Raw genomic sequence first — 20,313 nt, 5'->3', positions numbered from 1 at the left:
CTACTCCGACGGATCGTCCATCGCCTCCCTGGCGAGCCAGCGCGCGTACTCGTCGGGAAAGGCGATCCTGAAGCGCGTGGCCTGCTCGGAGGCCTCCACCTCGCGGCCCAGCAGCATGGCGCTGTCGATGAGCTTGACGATCACGCGCGGCTCCGGCGAGAAATGAACAAGGCGCTGCGCCAGGGCATGCACCTCGCCTGCATTGGCCGTCGTGACCGGCATCAGCGCGAGCTCGGCGAACTTCACCTGGTTGGCGAAGAGCCAGGAGTCCTGCACCTTGGCCAGCGTGTCGTCCCGCCAGGCCGGCACGCGCTCTTCGCGGGCCAGATAGAGCTGGCTGACGCGGGTGTAGTCCCAGGCGGCGTAGGCGACGATCGCCATCAGGGCCAGCGCAGCGGCCAGCGAGGGCGCGAAGACCGGCCGACCTTCCGGAGAGGCGACAGTCTTCTTCGGCGATGAGGGCCACAGGAAGCCCAGGCACAGGCCGAAGACGAGCTGGAACGGGCCGTACCACAGCGGGTATTCGAGCAGGCTGTGAAGCACGATCGCGGCGAGCAGGCCCCATGCCATCAGCCTTGCGGGATCGGACTCGCGCCACGGCCGCGCGGCCAGCACCAGCCACCCGAAGCCGCCGCAGATCAGGACCGCCGCCGGGATGCCCAGCTCGACCGCCAGGTGGAGCGGCAGGTTGTGCGCGTTGTCCAGGATCTCGACGAAGCGCGGGCCTTGGTAGAGCGTGCTGTAGTGGGCGAAGCTCAGCTCGCCCCAGCCCCAGCCTGTCCAGGGACGCTGGGCGATCAGCTCGAGCACGTTGCGCCAGAGCAGGAGGCGGCTGTGCGCGGCGGGCGCGCCGTCGCGCAGGCGGTGCATCATGCCTTCGACGCCTGAGCCTGCGAGCAGGGGGAGCAGCCAGGCGGCGAAGAAGTAGGCGGGGATGAGCGCGAGCAGGGACCAAGGGGGCGGCAGGCGAGCGTCTGTTGAGCTTTCCTTCTCTTCTTGATAAGGCCGCCTTTCGCGCCAGGCGAGCCAAGCGGAGATGGTGCTGATCAGCAGTAGCTGGAGCAGGCCGGTGCGGGATGTTGAGGCGGCAAGGGCGAGAAGCAAGAGGGCGGCGGCCGGGACTAGTGCGAGGCGGGCGCGGCTGCTGCTGTTGGCGTGCAGCCAAAGCGTCGCGATGAGCGCCATGCTGATCAAGGTGGCGAACTGGTTGCGCTGGCGGAGGTTGCCGTAGGCTTGACCGAGGTCTGGGACGGTGGTCCAGGGGAACAGGGGTGCAGCGAGGCCGTAGTACTGGAGGAGGCCGAGCACCGCACTGAGAAGGCCGGCGGCGAGGAGGGCGTAGGCGATGGCGACCGGCCGAGCATTAGTGGCCGGGCGAGAGAGGCCGGTACCTACGCCAGCAGCTAGGGCAATGATCCCCAGCCCCGCGCAGGCCGGCAACCACGCTCCGAGTCCACTGTGGTTGGCTAGGGCGATAGCAACGACCCCAGCAGCCAGCCACAGGAGCAGCAGGCGCCCGGGCCATCGCGCCGGCACCAACAGCAGAAGCAACGCCACGCAGGCCCCTGAGGCAAGCAGTTGCCAGACGTTTGCTGAAGGGCCGGCCGCAAATGGGAAGAGAAACGGCGTGGCGACTGGCAGGGCCGCGAGCAATGGCAGTGCCTTGGTGCGCGTCTCGGACGCCGCGGAGCTATAGGAAACTGTCCGGTAGACGATCATCTGCCGGCATTTTGCCGGCCTGTCCACGAGCCCTCTTCGCGCAACTTCAGTTGAGACACCTCGAGCCGGTGCCGCTATAGGCCAAAGTACCCGAATTGGTCTTGGTATATGAACCGCACGGATCCCCATTCAGCGGACCCGTGGTCGTAGGCGCTGCAGTGATGGTGTAGCCCGCGCCCGCATTCTGGATCGTGAGCGTGATGGTGTACCGCGTGGTGGTCCCCGCGGGGACGCCCGTGAAGATGCTGGAGAACGCCGTGTTCGCGTTGTTTGCCGCGTTGTTGCTGTAGCGATTGTTTTCCGTATAGAAGCGTTCCAGCCAGCCCTCCGCCCTCAGCACCTCTGCCCGCGCCTCGGCTCGCTGGGATCGCCGGATGTAGTCCCGATAAGACGGGATTGCGATAGCCGCGAGCACCGCAACCACCGCCACGACGATCATCAGTTCGATCAGCGTGAAGCCTCTCGGCAGCTTGCGCTTTTTCATACATGCATTCATTGCAACCTCAGCGATTCCGGAAGATTTCGCGCCAGGTCAGGCGCCCACTGGTACAGGCTCCGCAGCGTTCCACCGTCTTGAGCGTCCCGTCCCCAGCAGAGATGATCGAGCGGAAGAGGCAAAGACCCTGGCAGAGGGGTGGAGGGCTACCGCCACCGCCACCGCTCCCGCCGCCACCGCCACCGCCACTGCCCCCTCCGCCGGATGATGCTGGTACCCGGAGCTGCCCACCGCCCGATCCTTCGAAGTAGTTCAGGTTGCTCATGCCGATGGCGCCGGTCGTGGTCACACCAGGCACTGCCTGGTCGATCGCTGTCCCCGTGATGGGATTGAGCACCATGTCGAACGATGTGCCGTCATAGCGGCAGCCGTCAGACGTGGCCGAGGGGGCCAGCGAGCGCACGTTGACCCGGGCCGTGTCTTCCGCAAACGGATTGAAGATGACGCCTTCCGAACTTACCGGAAGGTTTGCATACCAACCGAGCCTTCCACTGGCGTAAGAGACGGGGTTGCTGGTGATGTACCGAACACCATCAGCGAAGGTGATGGTCTGCTGCACGAGCTCCGTCTTGCCGGTCGTCAAGGTCGATGTCGTCCCCGGCTTGTCGTAGATGGCGTACATCGTGTTCGTGTAGACGGACGACATGGGATAGTCGGTGCTCTCCAGCGCCTTGCCCGTCGCGAAGAACAGCTGGTAGCCGCCTGACGGATGCGGGAAGGGCACGATCGGCGTCGTGATTGGCTGCGGCACAGTGGTCGTGCCGACCAAGGTGGTTGCCTTGTAGAGTGGGACGCCTACACCGGCAGTTGTGTTGAACACCTTCCAGTTGGCCGGATCGGCGCTGCTGACGTCGAATTTCCAGACATTGCCCTTCAAGTCCCCCGCATAGATCCGATCGATGACGCCATCGTTGTTGGTGTCGATGGCCGTGGGAGATGCCAGCCCGTTGTCGGCGCCATCTCCGGTTACCACAGGCGTCAGGATCTTGACGTATTGCGTTCCGGCGGTCCACGTGGTCGATGAAGGCGACGTAGGGCCGTTCGCAAAGATGATGAACAGCGCGGCCCTCCCGTTCGTGCTGTTGTAGCCGTTGCCGTAGATCGCGGCCCACTTGCCATTTGCCATGTAGCCCGTCTGGAACGGCTGCCCGTTCGAGCGACCGTTGGAGCGCCCGGTGATGTAGCCCATGTCGCTGTCCGCGGCCTCGGTGAACTCCCACTTGACCACGTCGCTGGGGCTCGCCTCGGATACCAGGTGGGGCTTGGTCACGTCGAGCGCGTACACGCCCCGTGCGCCGCGGCCGAACGTGCCGAAGAGGTAGGTCGACCACGTCGTCCCCAGCTTGATGTCGGCCGCCATCACGCTACCGTCCACAGTCAGGCGGTTCGTGCTCTCGCCCAGGTTGAAGTCCTTGGCGGTGATGGCCGCAAGTTTTGAATAGGGCGCCGCCGTGCTGGTCGTATACAAGGCGCGCGGGACGTAGGCAAAGAGCTCCCGGCCGGTGGCACCATCGAATGCATGCAGCATGCCATCATTGGCACCTACAAAGACGGCGGTCCGAGCGTTGCCGCCGTTCGCGGTGGTGATGGTGGTTCGGAAGTCGCCATAACCACCGCCGTATTGCGCGTTGGTATATCCGGCCGCCGGTGCGCCAACGTACCACGGGGTCGAATTGATGATGGCGCCGAGCACGGTCGTGGGCCGGATTCTCAAACCGCCTGAAGTTGTTTCGTTGCTGCTATCCCCACGTAACCAGTTCAGCCGATTGGTGCCGGCAGTGATGCCTGCAGTGCTCAGAGGATCGAGCGCAACGCCGGTGGACGGATTCGTGCTCAGCGCTGTCTTCTGAGCCGTCGACAGATCGGCCCAACGGAAGGCGATGGGTGCGGTTGGGGACAGCGAGAGAACCTTGCGAGTGGTGTTCCAGCCGGAACCGCCGGTGTCCACCGTCAGGCGCGCACCGGCGTCCCAATCGGAAGTGGTGTTGACGGTCCCGTCACTGGCAAAGCTGTAGCGCAAGAACTGACCGCTGGCGTCTGCGTCGACATCGTCACCAACCACCTTCGCCTTGATGCTGTGCGTGCTGGAATACACATAGCCGCCAGCCTGGGTGCGTGATGTAGTGGCGGCCGCGGGCGCCGCACCGCCTGCGCGCAGGATGGTGGAGAAAATGTTGTTCAGCGAGCGTTCGAGCTCGGCGGGGTCGATCGCATAGAAGTAGTTGTCAGGAATGCCGTCGCTGCCCACGGAACCATCGGACTTCTTTGAATCCCATGCAGCGGCCGGCAAGACCGAGCCGGAGGTGTAGCTGGGCACCACCGTGCGATCGAACCCGCCGTACTTGGCTGCATACCACATCGGATCCTGCAGCGCCTCGCCGGTAACGCCCGTCATGCCGTACACGGCTGTCGTCTTCGCCTGCTGGGAGTTGCAGTTGTTGCAGCCGCCGGTCGCATTGACGTTGGCAGCAGGCGTGACCAGCCCACCAATGCTCACCGGATCGACGAAATCGGCGTCGTTAATCCCGGAGTGGAAGTGAACGCCGTCCTTACCGTTGGTGCCCGCAATCGCATAGCCAAAGCCCAGGATGTGGGGTGTTGACTGGAAGGCTGCATAGGTGCTGACGCTGATGTTGCCACTGGCGCTGACGGAGTATTCGAGGGTGCCCCACATGTCCTGGTCGTAGTCGCCACCTTGTTCGGAGTCTTCCCATTGAACTATGAACTTGCCGTAGGTGGGCGTCTGTGAAACGACCCGAAAATCGACTAGCGCGCCGCCGCCACCGGTCCCGGAGAACAATCGCATGGCTGGTTGGATGACGACGTACTTGCCCGCCTGGTTGGGCACTGGAACCTTGATACGAGGAGTTGAAGTCGCGAGCGCGACGCCATAGGTATCTACCTTGAAAGCTCGCGTGTTGGAGGTGGGCGCGGTGATGTCCGTCCTGATGCGATTGGTATGCGCGTACAGGGCTGCGCCTACCATCTTGAATCCACCGTAACCTGTTGGCGCCTCGGGACAAATTCCGACGCTGGTTGCCAGCGCACTCATCGACTTGTCGTTGCAGAGATTGTTGGTGTTTGTCGCCGTCCGGCCGATCGACCATTTCTTGCCTGTTGCGTAGAGGCCTTCCGCAGTGCCGATGTCGTTTGTCCGTGAGGTGACGATCGCCTCCGTAAGGCCAGCGACGCCACTGGCGCTGGCCCATTGGTCATTGTCGTAGGAACTGACGCTGGCGTTGAAGTTGATCACGCTCGAGCGCCGGCAAGTGCGATCGCCGAACGCGGCCACCGTTGATGGTGCAAAAGGATCGGACCACGTGGCGACAGTCAATCCCAGCGCGGCATCCTTGCCATCAGTGGTATTGAAGGCCGCTGTCGCCGCCGACGCTCCTGCCAGGTAACGAAGAGACTCGAGATACATCTCGCCGATCGGATTGCCCCAGCTTCCGCATTGCCCTTCCGTCAGACCGATCAAGCCGAAATTGCAGTTGTCGACACCACCGGCTGTGTACGTTCCATCCGCATAGTCATAGCCGTAGATCCGCAGCTTGTTCATCGTCGAGACAATGCCGTTGACCGCATTGAACTGCCCGGTGTCGACGTTCACCTCGGGCGCGAAGGATGAAACGTTCTTGCGCAACACGCCCCCGGAGATATTCTTGGTGTAGCTCCCCGTGATCAAGCCGAACGCTGCTTCGTTGCGCTCTCCGTACTTCTGCAGCAAGCCAACGGGCTTGTACACCCCAGACGGATAAAGCTTGCACCTGCTGCTCTCGTCCTTAGTGAAGGAGGCAACGCCTGCCGCCGCGCCATCGAGCCCAGTCTTGCAGACTTCGATCCTGACTGTGTAGGTGCCTTTTTCAACGCCCGTGCCGAGACCATCGTTCGCACGAGATGGGTTGCTGCCAGCTGCACTCAGGCCCGTGATGGTGGAGTTATTTCCGTTACTCGCACCCTTGTCTTCTGACCAGTAGCATTGCCAACGCTCATTCGAATTCCACAAGGAGAAGTTGCCGTTCGCGACCAGCATGGCCGGCGGTCCCACAGGGTCGTGTGAGTAGCGGTTCGATGTGCCGTTGCGGAACGTCGCATTGCAGATCGTGATCTCGTTGGTTCCCGAGAAGGGGGTCAGCTGAGCGATGTCGGTATTGTTGTAGTACTTCGCGAACGCATGAGCGTCGGTCGGCAGATGCGCGCGCTCGAGGACCGTCGAAGTGTCGCTGTCCGTGCTCCGCGTGCCGCCGTAGAGGATGCGTCGAACCACGTCCATCCGGGTCATCGTTGCCCAGTTCAGAAAGTTGCCACTCCACTCATTGACGATCGCGCCGCCGTAGTTGCAGTAACGCGTTGTCGAATTCACTTTCCGCGAGGGTACGTAGGTATTGGCTGCGGTGCTGTAGGTGTAGCAGCGTTCGTTGTCGAAATAGCCGTAATAGCTGTAGGCGTGGCTGTACTGCGTTTCTATCGTTCCGTCGCCGTCGAGATCGGAGAACTCGTTATAGGCCTTATAGGAAAGCTGATGGTCGCGCGACAGATTGAGCATCACCATCGGAGAACCCTTGGTCTCTGTGAGATACGGGGGCAGCGGAGTGAGGTTGACCGCCTGCGTCGACGTTGCGATCAGGGCGCTTGCTGCGAGCAGAAGTGCGCCTGTCCAGCGGCTCAACGACTGAAATTTTCGGGCGATCATTTCAATGCCTTCACAGAGGTTTGCAGCATGACCTGGGTCGAGCTGTTGGCGCCGTACCCAACGGCGGTAACGCGGTAGATAAACGTTTCACCGAGCTTGAAGTACTCAATGAGGTATTGGGGCTGCTGGGAGACCACGGGCAAGGCCGTGGCCCCTGTATAGGTTCCGTAGCTTGCCGCCCGGCCAGAGGTCGTCCAGTTGGCCTTGGTCTCCCAGACGGGCGCAGTGCTGTTGGGCAGGCACAGGCCGAGTGCGCAGGTCGCGTTGAAGATGTCCGCCGTTTCCGGCGAGATGGGCGTGCTGCGGCAATTGGCGGCCACGCACGAGCCATTGATGTCCTTCTCGGCATCACGCAGCGCGGACTCGGCGGCCTGGAAGGCCAAGGTGCGGTCGGCCTCATTGCCGGCGATGCGGGCGGAGAAGGTCGAGCTTTGAATAGCCGTCACGCCGATCACGCTCAGGATGACCAGGAAGATCATGACCATGAAGAGCGAGATGCCGCGCTGGCTCGATGGGCCGCCGACTGGCGGGCGAATCGAAGAGCTTGACATGTTCATAGCGTGGCGGTGTTTCGCAGCGCAACCGTGGTACGAAGGGCGCGATAACTTTCGGATGGCCCGGCAGTGATGGCCGTTCCATAGCAATCGGTGAATTGGGCGGTGGTGTCGTTGCCTGATGCCTGCACCGTTCTCGCGAGCACGCACAGCTCGATGGCCGCAACATCTTTCCATGCAGCGGCCGTCGTGGGGGGCGTCGTGCTGAGCTTGCCAGCCGCGGAGATGTAGCCGACGTAGATCTGCTCGATGCCCGGGACCAGCGGCTGTACCTGCAGGGCCACGGTGCCGAGGACGCCATCGACAATAGCGGTGCTGTCAGAAACGCAGCTCAACTGTCCCATCGACTTGGTGCCGGAGGGCGTTTGAGCGGTGACATACGAGACGAAGAAATAAGAACGAACCTCGTAGGTCTGCACGCCGCTCACCTGCTTGCTGGCCGCTGCCTCGTTAGTGCAGCCATAGCCCTGCTGCTTGCCGGTCGACGATGCGAACTGGTCCGTCTCATACCGGGAGAAGATGGAAGCGGACTTCCGCTCCCCTGTCGGAGTTGCGGTGCGGCACCCAAGGTTGGCAAGCGTCGTCGGCGCAGTCGCATTGGTGTAGCCGAATTCGCAACCTGCTAGCTTGTCTTCCAGCGGCAATTGGGGCCCTGGTGCCGTCGGATCGACCATGGCAAACCCGGCGCTCTGGATGTACTTGGTGAGCAGGTCCAGCGCAAAGCGGCCGTTCTCTTCCATTTGCGAGTTCTCGGCAACCGCGTTGTAGGACTGCTTCGAGTACAGATAGATGGACGAGGCAATGACGACCAGAACCAATCCGATCGTAATGCCGACCATCAGTTCGATCAGCGTGACGCCGCGGTTGCGGCTGCGGGGGTAGGGAGGGGTTGGCATGCGCAGCCTTGATCAAGGAATGATCGTGAAGCGGCGGCAGCGCACGCCATCCGGAGCCGACGCTGTATCGGGGCAGCAGTTGCGCCAGTTCAGTCCTGTCGTGGTTGCTGTGCAGGTCGCCGACGTGTCCAAGGTGCCGTCGGCTTTCCGAAAGTCCTTGTCGAAGTACAGCGCCGTGATGACGAAACCGTTCGTTATCGTCCCTGTGATCTGCATCGAGCCCTGCGGCAATGAGGATTGCGCTTTCTGCAGCAGATCGGCGAGATCGTCGGCAGCAACTTGGGCGGGCGTGCAGACTGTCGTAGAGGTTCGGCAGTTCAACTTGGTCAAGCTCGCCGCTTTGCCTGTAGCGTAGTTGGCCGTGTACTGATAGTCGGCGTCGATCGCCTTGGGATTCGCGCGCACGCGTTCGCCGAAGTTGCCTGTGAATTCGGCGACGCGATGGGTGGACCATGCCGACTTCTGGAACCCGAGGGCACCGGCCTGCAGACCTGCCAAGCCGAGCAGCCCGAACGACATGATGAGGATGGAAACGAGCGCCTCAATCAGAGTTGCGCCCTGCTGGGATCTGCAGCGGTAAGGGATGCTCATGGCCATGTCCACGTTCCTAGAAGTCGGGGCAGCTCGTCACGGTGTAGGCGGCTACGCGAACGCGACCGGCCTTGCTGACGCAGACCGTTCGTCCGAAGCGGGCCTGATAGTCGGAGTCCGATGACTTGGCGTAGATCTTGAAAGACACCGCAGTACGGGCGAACCCTGCGCTGCCGAAAATCACCTTGCCCGAGGCGGCAGAGCTGTCGAAGCCCGTTTGGGCATCGCTCGGATCCACGGCCGCGGTGGTCTTGAGCAAGACCTCCGCGGCGTCGCGATCGCCATTGCCGTTCTCATCCACAAAAGCCTGGATCTCGAGAGTGTTCCAGCCGGTCTGGGAAACGCATGCGATCGTGCTGGAATTCTTCGGGCAAATCACCACATCCTGGTTCCGGACTATGGCCTCGCTGCGTGCATAGTTGACTAGGCCGATGAAGCCATTGACGTTCGTGGAGAGTCGATTGCCCACCAAGAAGTCGCGCATGCCAGGCAGTGCCAAGCTAAGCAGCAAGGCCAGAACCACGATCGTTACAAGAAGCTCGATCAACGTGAATCCTCTGGCGTGGCCACGCGCGCAGCTGGGGGCGGGTGAGGATTCGTCAGACATGTGACGAATTGTCACGGACGTGTGAGAATTTCATGCGCCGTTCAGCCACTGCTAGGGGCCGCTCGTCGGCCGTTGCGAGTGAAACTGTGCTTGTGCTTCCCCACTGCGTAAACCTTGCACTTGGAGTGCCTTACTGACGCTGAAGGGACGAAGACGCGCTGCGCAATGGACGCGGGCAGTGCCATTTTCCTGATACGCGATGCCGCGATCTAGCCGGAGAAACCGTGTAAGCGGACGCGCACTGAGAATTTTGTCCGGGACAGCGACCCAAGCAGGAACCGTGCTCGCGTATTTCTTCAAAGACGCGACTATGCTTGCGCCATCTCTGGAAAGGAGCAGCGAGTCTGCTCTCCCCGCACCGCGGCGGCACCTGACGCGCTGCCTATTTTCGACCTTGGGTTAGTACTAAATCATGCCTGGAAAATGGTTCGATGCCACGGAAGCAAAGAAGTTTGGCACGGAGATGGCGCTGCTTATCAGTCAGCGGACACTCAACGAGGCACAAAAGCAAACTCAGGCCAAGTTAAGTAGAAAGCATGAAAAGAGGCATGACGCAGCATTCAATCTGGTGGAAAAAAAGCTGGAGGAGTTCAAAAAGCACCACCGGCTCAACATCTACACGAAGGCGCAGCTTGGCAGTGCATTCAAATTCACTCTCCTCGACAACGGCTACGACGAGGAGTTCTCCGAGAAGACCACAACGTGGCTTCTTCTCAAGTGCAAATAGGCAAATAGCATGCTCAGCTCCGTCATCAATTATCTGAGGAGAGGCCGAGCCACCAGCAGCGGCAGTGTCTCCCCTCGCCAACCTGTTCAAACCTCGACGGCGGCTGCATCTGACGCGTCGGCATTCCGGCTGCAGGGAAACGCCGCGATACGGGACCAAAAATTCGCGGAAGCAGCCGATCTCTACAAGAAATCGATTGCGGCTGACGTCACTCATCCATCCGGTCACATCGGGCTTGGCTTCGCTCTTGTCCAGCTCGGAGACTTTGAAGCTGCCATCGGCCCGTTGTTGGCCGCTACTGCACTGGACCCACAAAGTGCAGACGGCTTTTATATGCTGGGGAAGGCTCATGCCGAGTTGGGCGCGATCGGCGCAGCAGAGACGGCATGGACCACCGCCCACGCTCTTGCACCTGGCCTCGAAGAGATCTACTGCGATTTTTGTCTTCTGTTGTTCAACCAGGGAAAGGCGGATCGCGCCCAGGCCCTTATTGAAGAGGGCATCCTCAACTATCCACAGAATGCCGATTTTCATTTCTATCTAGGCAATTTGCTTGCCGAGCGTGCAGATTACGCCGCAGCCGTAGTTGCCTATCAAAGGGCAGCAGCGCTGGCTCCCGACTCGCCGCATTTTCTTTCGAATCTGGGCAACTCTTTGATGCAGATCGGACGCATCGAAGAGGCTGTCGGATCGATAGGAAAGGCATTTTCGCTAGCGCCAGACGAAGCTCCAGTTCTCAGCAACTATTTGCTCTGTATTCAGTACAGCACGCAGCTTTCAGCGAAGGAGAAATTCGAGGCACATCTCGAATTCTCCCGCCGATTTGAAACCCCGCTCAGGGCGAATTGGGGAGGTTATGAGAATGATCTTTCGCCTCAAAGAAAGTTGAAAATCGGATACGTTTCAGGGGATTTTCGCAATCATTCGCTGGCTTTTTTTATTGAGCCCATCCTCAAGAATCACGATCGCCTTAAATTTGAGATCTATTGCTACTACTCGCACCCTGTTCACGATGAGGTGTCTGAGCGAATCAGGAAGCTCGCGGATCACTGGACCAACTGCACCGTAGCTTCCGACGATGATCTGGCGCAAAAAATTCGCGCCGACAGAATCGATATTCTGATCGATCTTTCCGGCCACACGGGCCGCAATCGCCTGCTCACTTTTGCGCGCAAGCCTGCTCCGGTCCAGATGACTTGGTTGGGCTACCAGGCGTCCACCGGCCTCAGCGCCATCGATTTTCGGATCACGGAAGAGTCGCTCGATCCTACTGGTACTAGCGAAATCTTTCATTCGGAGAGGCTCCTTCGTCTACCCTCCAGCGGAACTTTCAGCCCTTCGCCGGACAGTCCACCGGTCAATGGACTTCCGGTTTTGGAGGGTAGCCCATTTACGTTTGCTTGCCTCAATAATCCTTCGAAGATATCAAATGAAATTGTTCTGCTGTGGGCTGAAATACTCAGAAGAAGCCCAGGGTCCCGGCTGATGATTGGAAACTCAACTCCCAACTTTGCCGATCTGCTTGCTGCAAAATTTCGCGCGCATGGTGTCGATGAAAGTCGAGTGATGTTTCAACCGAAGGTCTCTCTAAAGGAGTATTTGGAGTTGCATCACAGGATTGATTTGGCGCTGGATACATTTCCCTATAACGGAGGAACGACCACTTTTCATTCGCTTTGGATGGGTGTTCCAATTGTCGCGCGTCATGGAGATACCGCATTATCCAAAGTAGGAGCGGCAGCGATGCACGGCCTCGGCTTCCCTGATTTTTGCGCCGACACTAAAAAAGACTACGTCGAGAAGGCGCTTTACTTTTTTAGTCACCCTGAGAAACTGGTCGACGTTCGCCAAGCTTTGAGGGAAAATATGGCGTCAGTTACAAGTGCCTTGGCGATACAGGTGACAGCTTCACTCGAGGGTGCGCTGCGAAAATGCTGGGCGGAGTACTGCCAGAATCCGGCGAAAGTGCCGCTCGAAGTTGAGTCGTAAACATCAGCCGAATGACCGCGCCTCAGTAACATATGACTCAACCAATTTACGTCGCGCAGCCTCATCTACCTCCGTTGGAGGAATTTCTACCGTATCTGGAAGAAATATGGTCCAGCAAGATGCTGACCAATGGCGGCAAATTTCACCAGCAACTCGAAGGTGCCTTGTGTGACTATTTAGGCGTCAAGCATCTGGCACTTTTCTCGAACGGCACGTTGGGCTTGGTGACGGCGCTGCAGGCGTTGCGCGTGACGGGTGAAGTCATTACCACGCCATATTCATTTGTGGCAACTGCGCACTCGCTGCTATGGAACAGGATCGAACCTGTTTTCGTGGACATCGACCCTCGAACGATGAACCTCGATCCGTCGAAGATCGAGGCGGCGATCACTCCGCGCACATCCGCCATCATGCCGGTGCATTGCTATGGTTACCCATGCGACGTCGTAGCGATCCAGGAAATCGCCGACAGGTATAACCTGAAGGTCATCTACGATGCAGCCCACGCCTTCGGTGTTCGTGACGCCGATGGCAGCGTGCTACGCCATGGTGATCTTTCGGTGCTGAGCTTTCATGCCACTAAGGTTTTCACCACCTTCGAGGGGGGCGCCATCGTGTGCCCGGACGCCAAGACAAAGCAGCATATCGACCACTTGAAGAATTTTGGCTTCGTAAATGAGACGACGGTAGTCGCCGCCGGCATTAATGGCAAGATGAGCGAAATCAACGCCGCCATTGGCATACTTCAGCTTGGGCATATTGATGCTGCACTGGCGCAACGTGAGCGCGTCGACGCAACCTACCGCGCCGCGCTCGCCGATCTGCCCGGGATCAGCCTTCCGCAGAGGAAGAGTGACCAGGTTTTCAACTACTCGTACTTTCCGATCTTGGTTGAGCCTGAATATCCGATGAGTCGCGACGCGCTGTATCAGAAGCTCAAGGACAACGGCATCCACGCACGGCGGTACTTCTATCCCTTGATTGCAAGCTTTCCGATGTATAGAAGAATGCCGTCAGCGCAAGCCGAAAACCTGCCGGCGGCTACGCTTGCCGCGCAAAGGATACTTTGTCTACCAATCTATCCGGCACTTGCGGCACAGGATTTAGCGCGAATCATCGGCCTCGTACGGGAAGCTTGGTCTTCTGATTCGCAGGTTCAGTTGGTCTCGGGGCCTGCGGCTTGGGCGTAGGCTTGATGAAAGTGCTTGACGCGGTCTTCGATGCCTTCGCCTAGGACCGCTGTACGCACTGCACACTGAAGTCCGGCTTGGACCTTCCGGCAAATTCCGCCATCCTCGTCGAAAACCCTGCGCGTGAAGGCGTGGCCGTCTGCGTAGATGTGTTCCATCATTTTGGTGCCCGCGGCGGTCGCATTGGTGAACTCCACACCCACTGTGCGGGAGTGGATGGTCGTGCAATCGGCGGCCGTAGGCTCGAAGCTTTGAACGTGAAAGCTGTAGCCCATGAATGAAGTGACGGTCAGGTTCGGGAAGATGAAGTGGTGCGTGTAGTGCTCGAAGCGCCAAGGCCATTGGCCGATCTTTGATTCCATGCGAGCGAAGCGGGCGACCCATCCGGGGTCTGCGGCGTGCTCGAGATGGCTGTGAAGGCGGTCTTGAAAGAAGAACCGCGGGGCGCTTTCCGTACTGTCCATGCCATCGACCTGCATAAACGTGCGCGAGTGCACCGCCGGCACGTGGTAGCCCTCCAGAGAATTTTCGATGGCCACCTTCCAGTTGGCTGCGACGTCCTGACGGAACTCGTCCTGCACGCTGCACATGCCCTCGCTGGCGCGCACCAGGAAGCGGTACTGGCTTCCAAGATAGTCCTGCAGTGAGGGCCCCTCGTCGGAAAGCCGAACAAAGATGAACTGTCCGGCTGCTTCGCACGCGAACTCTGTCAGCCTGAACTGGCGAGGCTCCGCCACCACGTGGGGAAAAGCCTGCTTCTGAGGAATACCCACAGGCACGCCGTCCCGGTCATACACCCAACCGTGATATGGGCAGCGCACCGGGCCGTCGTGTGGTCCGTGCTCGCACAGCTGGGCTTGGCGATGGGAGCAAACGTTCAGAAAAGCGCGGGGCGTTCCCTTGCTGTCGCATTGCAGCAGGAGATTCGTCTTGCCGACCCTGACACCCTGGTGTGAAAGTCCTTGCAGCTGGAGCCGCAGGCCTACGAAGATCCATGAGCGTCGAAAGCAGGTGTCCAATTCGGCCGCATGATGATCTGCGCTAGTGTATTGGTACGGTTTGATGCGGGGAGCACTCATGGCGCGCTTCGAGATTAAAGAGGCAGGCCTGCCTGCATCAGTAGCAGTAAAGGCAGGTATCCCAGCGCTCCTCCGTATGGTGCCTCAAGCCAATGCGGTAGTCCGGATTGAGGCGCAAGGCAGCCTCGCTGAGATCGAGCAGGTCGGACGCGCGATGATAGGCGGACAGTGCCAGCTTGGGACGGGCAGCACTCACGCACGCTGCCGCACCTTGCAGCGCAGCGAGCTCCGCCCCTTCGATGTCCATCTTGACGAGCGTGGGCTCCATATCGAGTAGGTCATCAAGCCGCGCGACATCGACGTAGTCCTCTGCCCGCAAGTCAGCCGACTCGGCAAGAGTCCCGCCGTGGCCGCCTTCGTGCCGAAACGCCATGCGCGAGGGGGCATCACTGAGCGCGCAAGCATGGATGGTTATCCGATCGGACCATGACTCGGCAAGGTTCTTCTTGAATTTGCGCAGGGTCTCAACGTTCTTGCGGTCTGGCTCAATCATCCAGATGCGCTCGAACTTGCCGTCCGTCACGTCCATGAGTGCGCTGGTGGACTCCGCAATAGAGGCACCGCAGTCCGCGAATCGCTCGCGAGAAGTGGTCGTCCAGAGACCCGATCGGAAGTACAGCGTGCAGTAAGGCCGGGCGATATGCAGAGCCCACTCCGGATTGCACGACAAATGGGTCATCAGGACGCCGTAGAGCGTGTGCCGGGAGAGCTCGTCCTCCATTCGATCGGCCAGCTGCAACCATTCAGGCCAGCGCCCAAGGATGGTGGGTCCCCAGTCCTCTACACGATGATCCTTGGCTGGATTCAGACGCAGCAGACGCATTGCCTGCTCAAAATTGAGATGGGGGATGTCATGGGTCGCCGTCAGACGCTTAAAGTGACGCCGAGAAAAGTCGTAGCGGCAGCCGCTGACCGTAATGAGGCGCTCTGATCGTCCTGCCATCGCCAGCAGAGTTGCCGTATCGATGATGGGATGACCCTCGAACAGCTCTCCCGATGGAGCTCTGAAGTCGTCCAGCACGCCGACGACGCGACAGTGGCCGCTCGCCTCCGACAAGAAGGTGCGACTGAACGGCGTCGCCCCCAGCAACACCACCTCGGTTTCCGGGCCGCTCGTATTCCAGATGCGAGATGCCTTCGTCGGTATGCAGAACAAGGGATCGCTCGAGGCCTCTTCGACCATCGCTCTGAGAAGTGATAGCGCGTTCGCAGGCTCGATATCACGGCAGCGCCAGGAGTCCGAATGAGTGGTCATTGAATCCATAACAAATCCTGTAAGTGCCCCAGATGTCATCGAAAGCTGAACCGCCGTGCCGGATTGCCCAACACCGTGACGCCGGCCGGGATTCGTCCTATGACCACACTGCCCGGAGCCACTACAGCACCGTCGCCGATCGCGGCACGGCTGGTGACAACGCTGTTGGGATGGATAGTCACGAAGTTCCCGATGCGTGCGCCGCCGGCGATGGTGCAGTGGCTGTTGATCTGGCACCAGTTGCCGATCTGGGCATCGTGGCCGACCACGGTGTATTCCTGAATGCACGTGAATTCGCCGATCTGGACGTCCACCGAGATGCCGACCTGGGGCGCAATGATGCAGCCATGGCGCAAGCGGGCGTGCCGGCTGATGTTGGCGCGCGGGTGCACGACCGTGGCGAAGTCGACGTTATGCACATCGCGCAGTACCGCGGTGAATTTGAAGCGCATTTGGGGATCCCCCAACGCCGCCATGAACACTTCGTCGGATTGGGGCTGATAGGTGAGCGGATCGCCCACGATGCCGACGCTGCGCGGCGTCGCGTCGAGCACATGGCTGCGACCGTCCAGGAAGCCCTTGACGCGAAACAGCGGGTTGTCGTCCTCGATGTATCCAAGCACTTCGCGCCCGAAGCCGCCGGCGCCGACGATCAGCAGAGTGCGGCGGTTGTCTTGCATGCTCAGCCTAGCTAATGGTCAAACCACCGTCCATGACGATGGTGGTTCCGGTGATCCAGCGGCTTGCGTCGGACAGCAGAAACACGGCCGCATTGGCCACGTCCTCGGGCTTGCCAAATCCCAATGGGTAGTTCTTGCGTTCTTCTTCCATGGAGCCAACCATCGTCGCGGTAGCGTCAAGCAAAGGAGTCTCGACCAACGCGGGAGACAGGCAGTTGGCGCGGATGCGCCGCTTCACCACCTCCATGGCCAAGCAACGCATCATCGCGATGAGCGCCGCTTTCGTTCCCGAATAGGCTGCTACGCCTGGCACGCCTATGTGAGCGGCAATGGAGGCGATGAACATGATCGAACCGTTTGCGGCGATCAGGTTGCGCTTGAGCAGTGCCTGGGTCAGCAGCATTGGCGCATCCACATTGATGGCCTGCACTTCCTGCAGGTGCTGTTGGGTCAGCATTCGGACGGGGGACAGCCGGGAAATACCGGCGCTATGGGCCAAGCCATGGATCGGCGCGCCCAGAGAGGCGACCAGTGCCTCGCGATCCGCAGCTTGCGTCAAGTCTGCGCGGACCGTGCGATGAGGCCTGGGGGACGCTGCCTCTAGCGCCTGCTGTGTGCGTCGCAGACGTTCCTCGTCCCGCCCAGCGCCGAGCACTTCTGCGCCCATGTGTGCACAGGCCAAGGCGATCGCATACCCCAGGCCGGACGTTGCGCCCGTGACGAGAATGCGCCGGTCGGTTAGCGAGAACGGGTTAGTGGATTCCATGAATCAGGATTCCAGCAGGGCCGGAAACTTTGCATTCTCGATGTCCAAAATACAGACGCCCCATGACAAGCCGATCCCGAACCCGCTTAGCAGCACCTTGTGCTTCCCCCTGGACAGCGTTTCGTTAAGGCACACCGTCATTGTCACGGGCAACGATGCGCCGCTGGTATTGCCGAAATCTTGCAGCGTAGAGGGCACCTTTTCTTGGGGAAGGCCCAACTTCTTGCGGATGGTCTCGTTGATCATCCGGTTGGCTTGGTGGAACACGAAGTGATCTACCTGGTCCTTAATGAGGCCGGCATATTCCAATGCCCGTGTGACTGAGGGGGGGACGCGCTGAGTGGAAAAGCTCAATACGGCGGGACCGTCGAGAACCAATTCGTCAGGCCAATGCAAATCGCCATGGGCGTCGCGGGTCGGGATTCCGTGATGGTAGGCATAGGGCTCTCGATGTCCGCCCACCGGCTTAATGATCGCCTTGTATCCACTGCCGTCGCTGTTTAGATCGAAGTACATGGGCGCGGCGTTTGGATCGAATTCCAAGGCCGTCGCAGTTCCCGCATCGGAAAACAAAGGATCGTTGATATTGGCCGATTTATCCCCCACCAAGAGCAGAGCCTTTTTAATGACTCCGGCAGAGATCATACTTCCAAGCAGATGAATGCCAAAAGGATATCCAGAGCAGCCCAGATTGACGTCAAAGGCAATGATGGAATGCGAGAGCTCTAATCTATCTTGGAGGATGATTGCCGTAGAAGGGATCAGGTAGTCTGGCGATTGTGTGATGACAATAAGCGCGTCGATTTCATCCCGACCCCACTCCAATTCAGCCAATAACTTCTCAGTGGCATCGAATGCTAAATCCGAAAAACATTGCCAGTCAGGGCAGATGCGGCGATTTCGAATGCCAATGTTTCGGACGAGTCGTTCTCGCTCTGATCGCTTAGTAGGAGGGCAGTCTTCCAAGTTTGACAACATCCTCTTCGGAACGCAGGAAGTCATGCCTGCAAGACGGACGTTGTGAATAGTACACAAGCCCATAATTACCCCAGAAGCTTGTAAAGATCGGCGACGGTTGCGCAATCCTTTAAATCATCCCCAACTATAGTCTTCCCATAGTCCACGTCGAACATAACAATTACGCCTAGAGCTGCAAGCGAGTCCCACTCGGGTAGTGAGCGGAGTTCAGTTTCTGGTTCAACTTTAACCATCTCCTGAAAATCAACTGCAACTAGAAAATCATCAATAAATTTTTCAATAGTGGTCATATTGCACCCTGCGTTTGACATGCTTTCCTGTTGGCCAGTGTACCTCACACACGGGGCTGTCAAAAAACACCATGTCACTGCCCGGCCAATATTGCGCAGAAAGTCGATCTACTTCGTAGCTTGGCTCAACAATGCTACCCCTTGGTCAAAAATTGGATCTTTTGCGCCATGCTGCAGAGGGTTGAGACAGCCAAGCAGTGCAGAGCAGAAGATTGCAAAAAAAGAAAGCCACCCGAGGGCGGCCTTCTCATTTAAGCGTCGCGAAATCAGGTCCGGCACTCGGCGGGGGCGTATTTGCCCTGCAGCGTGCCCTTCTGGCCCAGAACAGCGGCCGGAGTGCCTCCTGAGGTGCAAGTCCAGCTGATTGAGCCAGCCGTAGGAATCGTGGTTGAAGTCGCGGTGCCACCGGTGAACACTTGGCCCGCAGTCTTACTGCCGTTGATCGGGTTCAGAATTAACGTCTTGCTGCCGCCATCAATAGAACCGTCAAATGTGATGGTGATGTAGCCGGCAGCTTGGTCGATTGTCATGCTCGCCACGTTCTTAGTTGCAGCAGGGGCCGTCCAGCCAGAGGCGTAAGGGGCCCCGTTAGCAGCGTTCTCTGCGACAGCGGTCTTTGCTGCGCCGGCTAAGCTCAGGCCTTCTGTAACCTTCGCCCGGACGGTGTAATCCTGATAAGCCGGCAGCGCCACGGCCGCCAAGATACCGATGATCGCCACAACGATCATCAATTCGATAAGGGTGAAACCCTTTTGCACGTTGCGTGCGATAGAACGACGGTTCATTCAAGAAACTCCTGTTGGTTGATGGCCGAGGAGGGGCCCCCGGTGCGTTCAACCTTCCGCAGCATCCGTGCCACCTCGTTACAACTGCCCGACTGAAGTAAAAGAGCTTACAAGCTCCGGTGTCAGTTACAGCGTGTGACAGATTTTGTTGTTCCCGAAGAACAGCGGACCGACAAATTTGTCAGTCCGCCGACGCTCCAAGTCAGACCTGCAGCACCCTCGCCGCCTCCAGCCACCGAATGTCCCACCCCCGCCCCCCCCCGTGCATCTGCGACCCATCCGCCAGCCCGGCAATCTGGCTCATGATCTCCTCGGTCTCCGCCGGCTTGGTGTGCGTGATGTAGATCGGGTAGCCCTTGTCCACCGGAATGTGCGCCAATTCATCCGCCAGCGTCGCCGGCGACAAATGAAGGCTGCGCCGCGCCAGGGCCTGCTCCCGGTTGCTGAATGCCGTCTCGATCACCAGCATCGCCACATCCAGCTGATTCACCCGCTGCCAGAACGCCGGATTGCGCTCGGTATCCCCGCTGAAGACCCAATGCGGCCCGCCCTTGGCGCAGCGCACGGCATAGCCGCAGGCCGGCACGGTGTGGACGGCCGGCAGCACCTCGATGTTCTTCGGCGCCTGCGTTCCCAACTGGAGCTCCTGCCCGACCACGATGTCGTGGAAGCTCACGAACGGTGCCTCTAGGCTGGGAATGCTCGCGAAATCCGGCCAAATGACGTTGTTGAACACGTGGGCCCGCAGCGCCTCGATGGTCGCGCGCAGGGCATGCACGCGCAGCGGCTTGTTGCGGCGGCTGGCGACCGCGTCGAGCATCAGCGGCAATGCGGCCACGTGGTCGAGGTGGGAATGGGTGAGCACGACGTCGTCGATGGCGCCCATTTCTTCGAGGCTCAGGTCGCCGACGCCGGTGCCGGCGTCGACCAGCAGATCGCTGTCGACCAAGAACGAGGTCGTGCGGCAGTCCTTGGCGATGGCGCCCGAGCACCCCAACACGCGCACCTGCATTTTGCG

Annotated in this window: 18 protein-coding genes; 3 read left to right on the top strand and 15 right to left on the bottom strand. The window is 59.7% G+C overall.

The window, feature by feature from the left end; genetic code table 11:
- From ACMGEZ_RS13275 to ACMGEZ_RS13245, 7 genes are read right to left on the bottom strand one after another with little or no spacing between them, the layout of a single operon-like run.
- Entirely contained in the window at positions 1-1,719 is a 1,719-nt protein-coding gene (locus ACMGEZ_RS13275; protein WP_436822739.1) for a PglL family O-oligosaccharyltransferase, read from the bottom strand.
- A 46-nt stretch (positions 1,720-1,765) separates the two neighbouring features.
- Complete coding sequence (locus ACMGEZ_RS13270; protein ID WP_436822738.1) at positions 1,766-2,203, bottom strand: type IV pilin protein; 438 nt, start codon at positions 2,201-2,203, stop codon at positions 1,766-1,768.
- 19 nt (positions 2,204-2,222) lie between these two features.
- Positions 2,223-6,908 (bottom strand): pilus assembly protein, encoded by a 4,686-nt coding sequence (locus ACMGEZ_RS13265; protein ID WP_436822737.1) that lies wholly within the window; start codon positions 6,906-6,908, stop codon positions 2,223-2,225.
- Positions 6,905-7,465 carry a pilus assembly PilX family protein gene (locus tag ACMGEZ_RS13260; protein WP_436822736.1) on the bottom strand — a complete coding sequence of 187 codons (561 nt, stop codon included), beginning with the start codon at positions 7,463-7,465 and terminating at the stop codon, positions 6,905-6,907. The genes ACMGEZ_RS13265 and ACMGEZ_RS13260 overlap by 4 nt, the downstream gene beginning before the upstream one ends.
- Complete coding sequence (locus ACMGEZ_RS13255) at positions 7,462-8,358, bottom strand: PilW family protein (protein WP_436822735.1); 897 nt, start codon at positions 8,356-8,358, stop codon at positions 7,462-7,464. The genes ACMGEZ_RS13260 and ACMGEZ_RS13255 overlap by 4 nt, the downstream gene beginning before the upstream one ends.
- Positions 8,359-8,370: 12 nt before the next feature.
- The gene (gene pilV / locus ACMGEZ_RS13250; protein ID WP_436822734.1) at positions 8,371-8,955 is read right to left on the bottom strand and encodes a type IV pilus modification protein PilV; all 585 of its coding nucleotides are present in this window, start codon (positions 8,953-8,955) and stop codon (positions 8,371-8,373) included.
- A gap of 10 nt (positions 8,956-8,965) precedes the next feature.
- Positions 8,966-9,556: a GspH/FimT family pseudopilin gene (locus tag ACMGEZ_RS13245; RefSeq protein ID WP_436822733.1), complete on the bottom strand. Its 591-nt coding sequence runs from the start codon at positions 9,554-9,556 to the stop codon at positions 8,966-8,968.
- Positions 9,557-9,968: 412 nt separating this feature from the next.
- Here ACMGEZ_RS13245 and ACMGEZ_RS13240 point away from each other — a divergent pair, with 412 nt between their 5' ends.
- The 3 genes from ACMGEZ_RS13240 to ACMGEZ_RS13230 are packed head-to-tail and all read left to right on the top strand — an operon-like array spanning position 9,969 to position 13,462.
- The gene (locus ACMGEZ_RS13240) at positions 9,969-10,283 is read left to right on the top strand and encodes a hypothetical protein (protein WP_436822732.1); all 315 of its coding nucleotides are present in this window, start codon (positions 9,969-9,971) and stop codon (positions 10,281-10,283) included.
- Between the two features lie 9 nt (positions 10,284-10,292).
- Entirely contained in the window at positions 10,293-12,272 is a 1,980-nt protein-coding gene (locus ACMGEZ_RS13235) for an O-linked N-acetylglucosamine transferase, SPINDLY family protein (protein ID WP_436822731.1), read from the top strand.
- A gap of 32 nt (positions 12,273-12,304) precedes the next feature.
- Positions 12,305-13,462 (top strand): DegT/DnrJ/EryC1/StrS family aminotransferase, encoded by a 1,158-nt coding sequence (locus tag ACMGEZ_RS13230; RefSeq protein WP_436822730.1) that lies wholly within the window; start codon positions 12,305-12,307, stop codon positions 13,460-13,462.
- Here the strand turns inward: ACMGEZ_RS13230 and ACMGEZ_RS13225 are convergent.
- The 8 genes from ACMGEZ_RS13225 to ACMGEZ_RS13190 form a co-directional block, all read right to left on the bottom strand.
- Complete coding sequence (locus ACMGEZ_RS13225) at positions 13,429-14,541, bottom strand: aromatic ring-hydroxylating oxygenase subunit alpha (RefSeq protein WP_436822729.1); 1,113 nt, start codon at positions 14,539-14,541, stop codon at positions 13,429-13,431. The two genes, ACMGEZ_RS13230 and ACMGEZ_RS13225, sit on opposite strands and share 34 nt — an antisense overlap.
- A gap of 37 nt (positions 14,542-14,578) precedes the next feature.
- Positions 14,579-15,805: an FkbM family methyltransferase gene (locus tag ACMGEZ_RS13220; RefSeq protein ID WP_436822728.1), complete on the bottom strand. Its 1,227-nt coding sequence runs from the start codon at positions 15,803-15,805 to the stop codon at positions 14,579-14,581.
- A 26-nt stretch (positions 15,806-15,831) separates the two neighbouring features.
- On the bottom strand, positions 15,832-16,476 hold the full coding sequence (locus ACMGEZ_RS13215) for a NeuD/PglB/VioB family sugar acetyltransferase (RefSeq protein ID WP_436822727.1): 645 nt from the start codon (positions 16,474-16,476) through the stop codon (positions 15,832-15,834).
- A gap of 7 nt (positions 16,477-16,483) precedes the next feature.
- Positions 16,484-17,242: an SDR family NAD(P)-dependent oxidoreductase gene (locus ACMGEZ_RS13210; RefSeq protein WP_436822726.1), complete on the bottom strand. Its 759-nt coding sequence runs from the start codon at positions 17,240-17,242 to the stop codon at positions 16,484-16,486.
- A 3-nt stretch (positions 17,243-17,245) separates the two neighbouring features.
- Positions 17,246-18,076 (bottom strand): ketoacyl-ACP synthase III, encoded by an 831-nt coding sequence (locus ACMGEZ_RS13205; protein WP_436822725.1) that lies wholly within the window; start codon positions 18,074-18,076, stop codon positions 17,246-17,248.
- A 209-nt stretch (positions 18,077-18,285) separates the two neighbouring features.
- Positions 18,286-18,510 (bottom strand): acyl carrier protein, encoded by a 225-nt coding sequence (locus tag ACMGEZ_RS13200; protein WP_436822724.1) that lies wholly within the window; start codon positions 18,508-18,510, stop codon positions 18,286-18,288.
- Positions 18,511-18,776: 266 nt separating this feature from the next.
- Complete coding sequence (locus ACMGEZ_RS13195; RefSeq protein ID WP_436822723.1) at positions 18,777-19,295, bottom strand: pilin; 519 nt, start codon at positions 19,293-19,295, stop codon at positions 18,777-18,779.
- 202 nt (positions 19,296-19,497) lie between these two features.
- Positions 19,498-20,307, bottom strand: coding sequence for a 3',5'-cyclic-nucleotide phosphodiesterase (locus ACMGEZ_RS13190; RefSeq protein WP_436822722.1), 810 nt, complete (start codon positions 20,305-20,307; stop codon positions 19,498-19,500).
- Between the last annotated feature and the right edge of the window lie 6 nt (positions 20,308-20,313).

This window comes from Variovorax stachyos (assembly GCF_051400855.1).
Classification (GTDB): Bacteria; Pseudomonadota; Gammaproteobacteria; order Burkholderiales; family Burkholderiaceae_C; genus Variovorax.
The sequence above is the reverse complement of the archived record's forward strand: the minus strand, read 5'-3'. Positions and strand labels throughout refer to the sequence as shown.

Excerpts from the sequence above, each read along its gene's own strand:
- ACMGEZ_RS13220 (WP_436822728.1), bottom strand. The coding sequence starts at position 15,805 with ATGGATTCAATGACCACTCATTCGGACTCCTGGCGCTGCCGTGATATC.
- ACMGEZ_RS13225 (WP_436822729.1), bottom strand. The coding sequence starts at position 14,541 with ATGAGTGCTCCCCGCATCAAACCGTACCAATACACTAGCGCAGATCAT.
- ACMGEZ_RS13245 (WP_436822733.1), bottom strand. The coding sequence starts at position 9,556 with ATGTCTGACGAATCCTCACCCGCCCCCAGCTGCGCGCGTGGCCACGCC.
- ACMGEZ_RS13240 (WP_436822732.1), top strand. The coding sequence starts at position 9,969 with ATGCCTGGAAAATGGTTCGATGCCACGGAAGCAAAGAAGTTTGGCACG.
- ACMGEZ_RS13195 (WP_436822723.1), bottom strand. The coding sequence starts at position 19,295 with ATGAACCGTCGTTCTATCGCACGCAACGTGCAAAAGGGTTTCACCCTT.
- pilV (WP_436822734.1), bottom strand. The coding sequence starts at position 8,955 with ATGGCCATGAGCATCCCTTACCGCTGCAGATCCCAGCAGGGCGCAACT.
- ACMGEZ_RS13190 (WP_436822722.1), bottom strand. The coding sequence starts at position 20,307 with ATGCAGGTGCGCGTGTTGGGGTGCTCGGGCGCCATCGCCAAGGACTGC.
- ACMGEZ_RS13265 (WP_436822737.1), bottom strand. The coding sequence starts at position 6,908 with ATGATCGCCCGAAAATTTCAGTCGTTGAGCCGCTGGACAGGCGCACTT.
- ACMGEZ_RS13235 (WP_436822731.1), top strand. The coding sequence starts at position 10,293 with ATGCTCAGCTCCGTCATCAATTATCTGAGGAGAGGCCGAGCCACCAGC.
- ACMGEZ_RS13275 (WP_436822739.1), bottom strand. The coding sequence starts at position 1,719 with ATGATCGTCTACCGGACAGTTTCCTATAGCTCCGCGGCGTCCGAGACG.
- ACMGEZ_RS13230 (WP_436822730.1), top strand. The coding sequence starts at position 12,305 with ATGACTCAACCAATTTACGTCGCGCAGCCTCATCTACCTCCGTTGGAG.
- ACMGEZ_RS13270 (WP_436822738.1), bottom strand. The coding sequence starts at position 2,203 with ATGAAAAAGCGCAAGCTGCCGAGAGGCTTCACGCTGATCGAACTGATG.
- ACMGEZ_RS13255 (WP_436822735.1), bottom strand. The coding sequence starts at position 8,358 with ATGCCAACCCCTCCCTACCCCCGCAGCCGCAACCGCGGCGTCACGCTG.
- ACMGEZ_RS13210 (WP_436822726.1), bottom strand. The coding sequence starts at position 17,242 with ATGGAATCCACTAACCCGTTCTCGCTAACCGACCGGCGCATTCTCGTC.
- ACMGEZ_RS13260 (WP_436822736.1), bottom strand. The coding sequence starts at position 7,465 with ATGAACATGTCAAGCTCTTCGATTCGCCCGCCAGTCGGCGGCCCATCG.
- ACMGEZ_RS13215 (WP_436822727.1), bottom strand. The coding sequence starts at position 16,476 with ATGCAAGACAACCGCCGCACTCTGCTGATCGTCGGCGCCGGCGGCTTC.
- ACMGEZ_RS13200 (WP_436822724.1), bottom strand. The coding sequence starts at position 18,510 with ATGACCACTATTGAAAAATTTATTGATGATTTTCTAGTTGCAGTTGAT.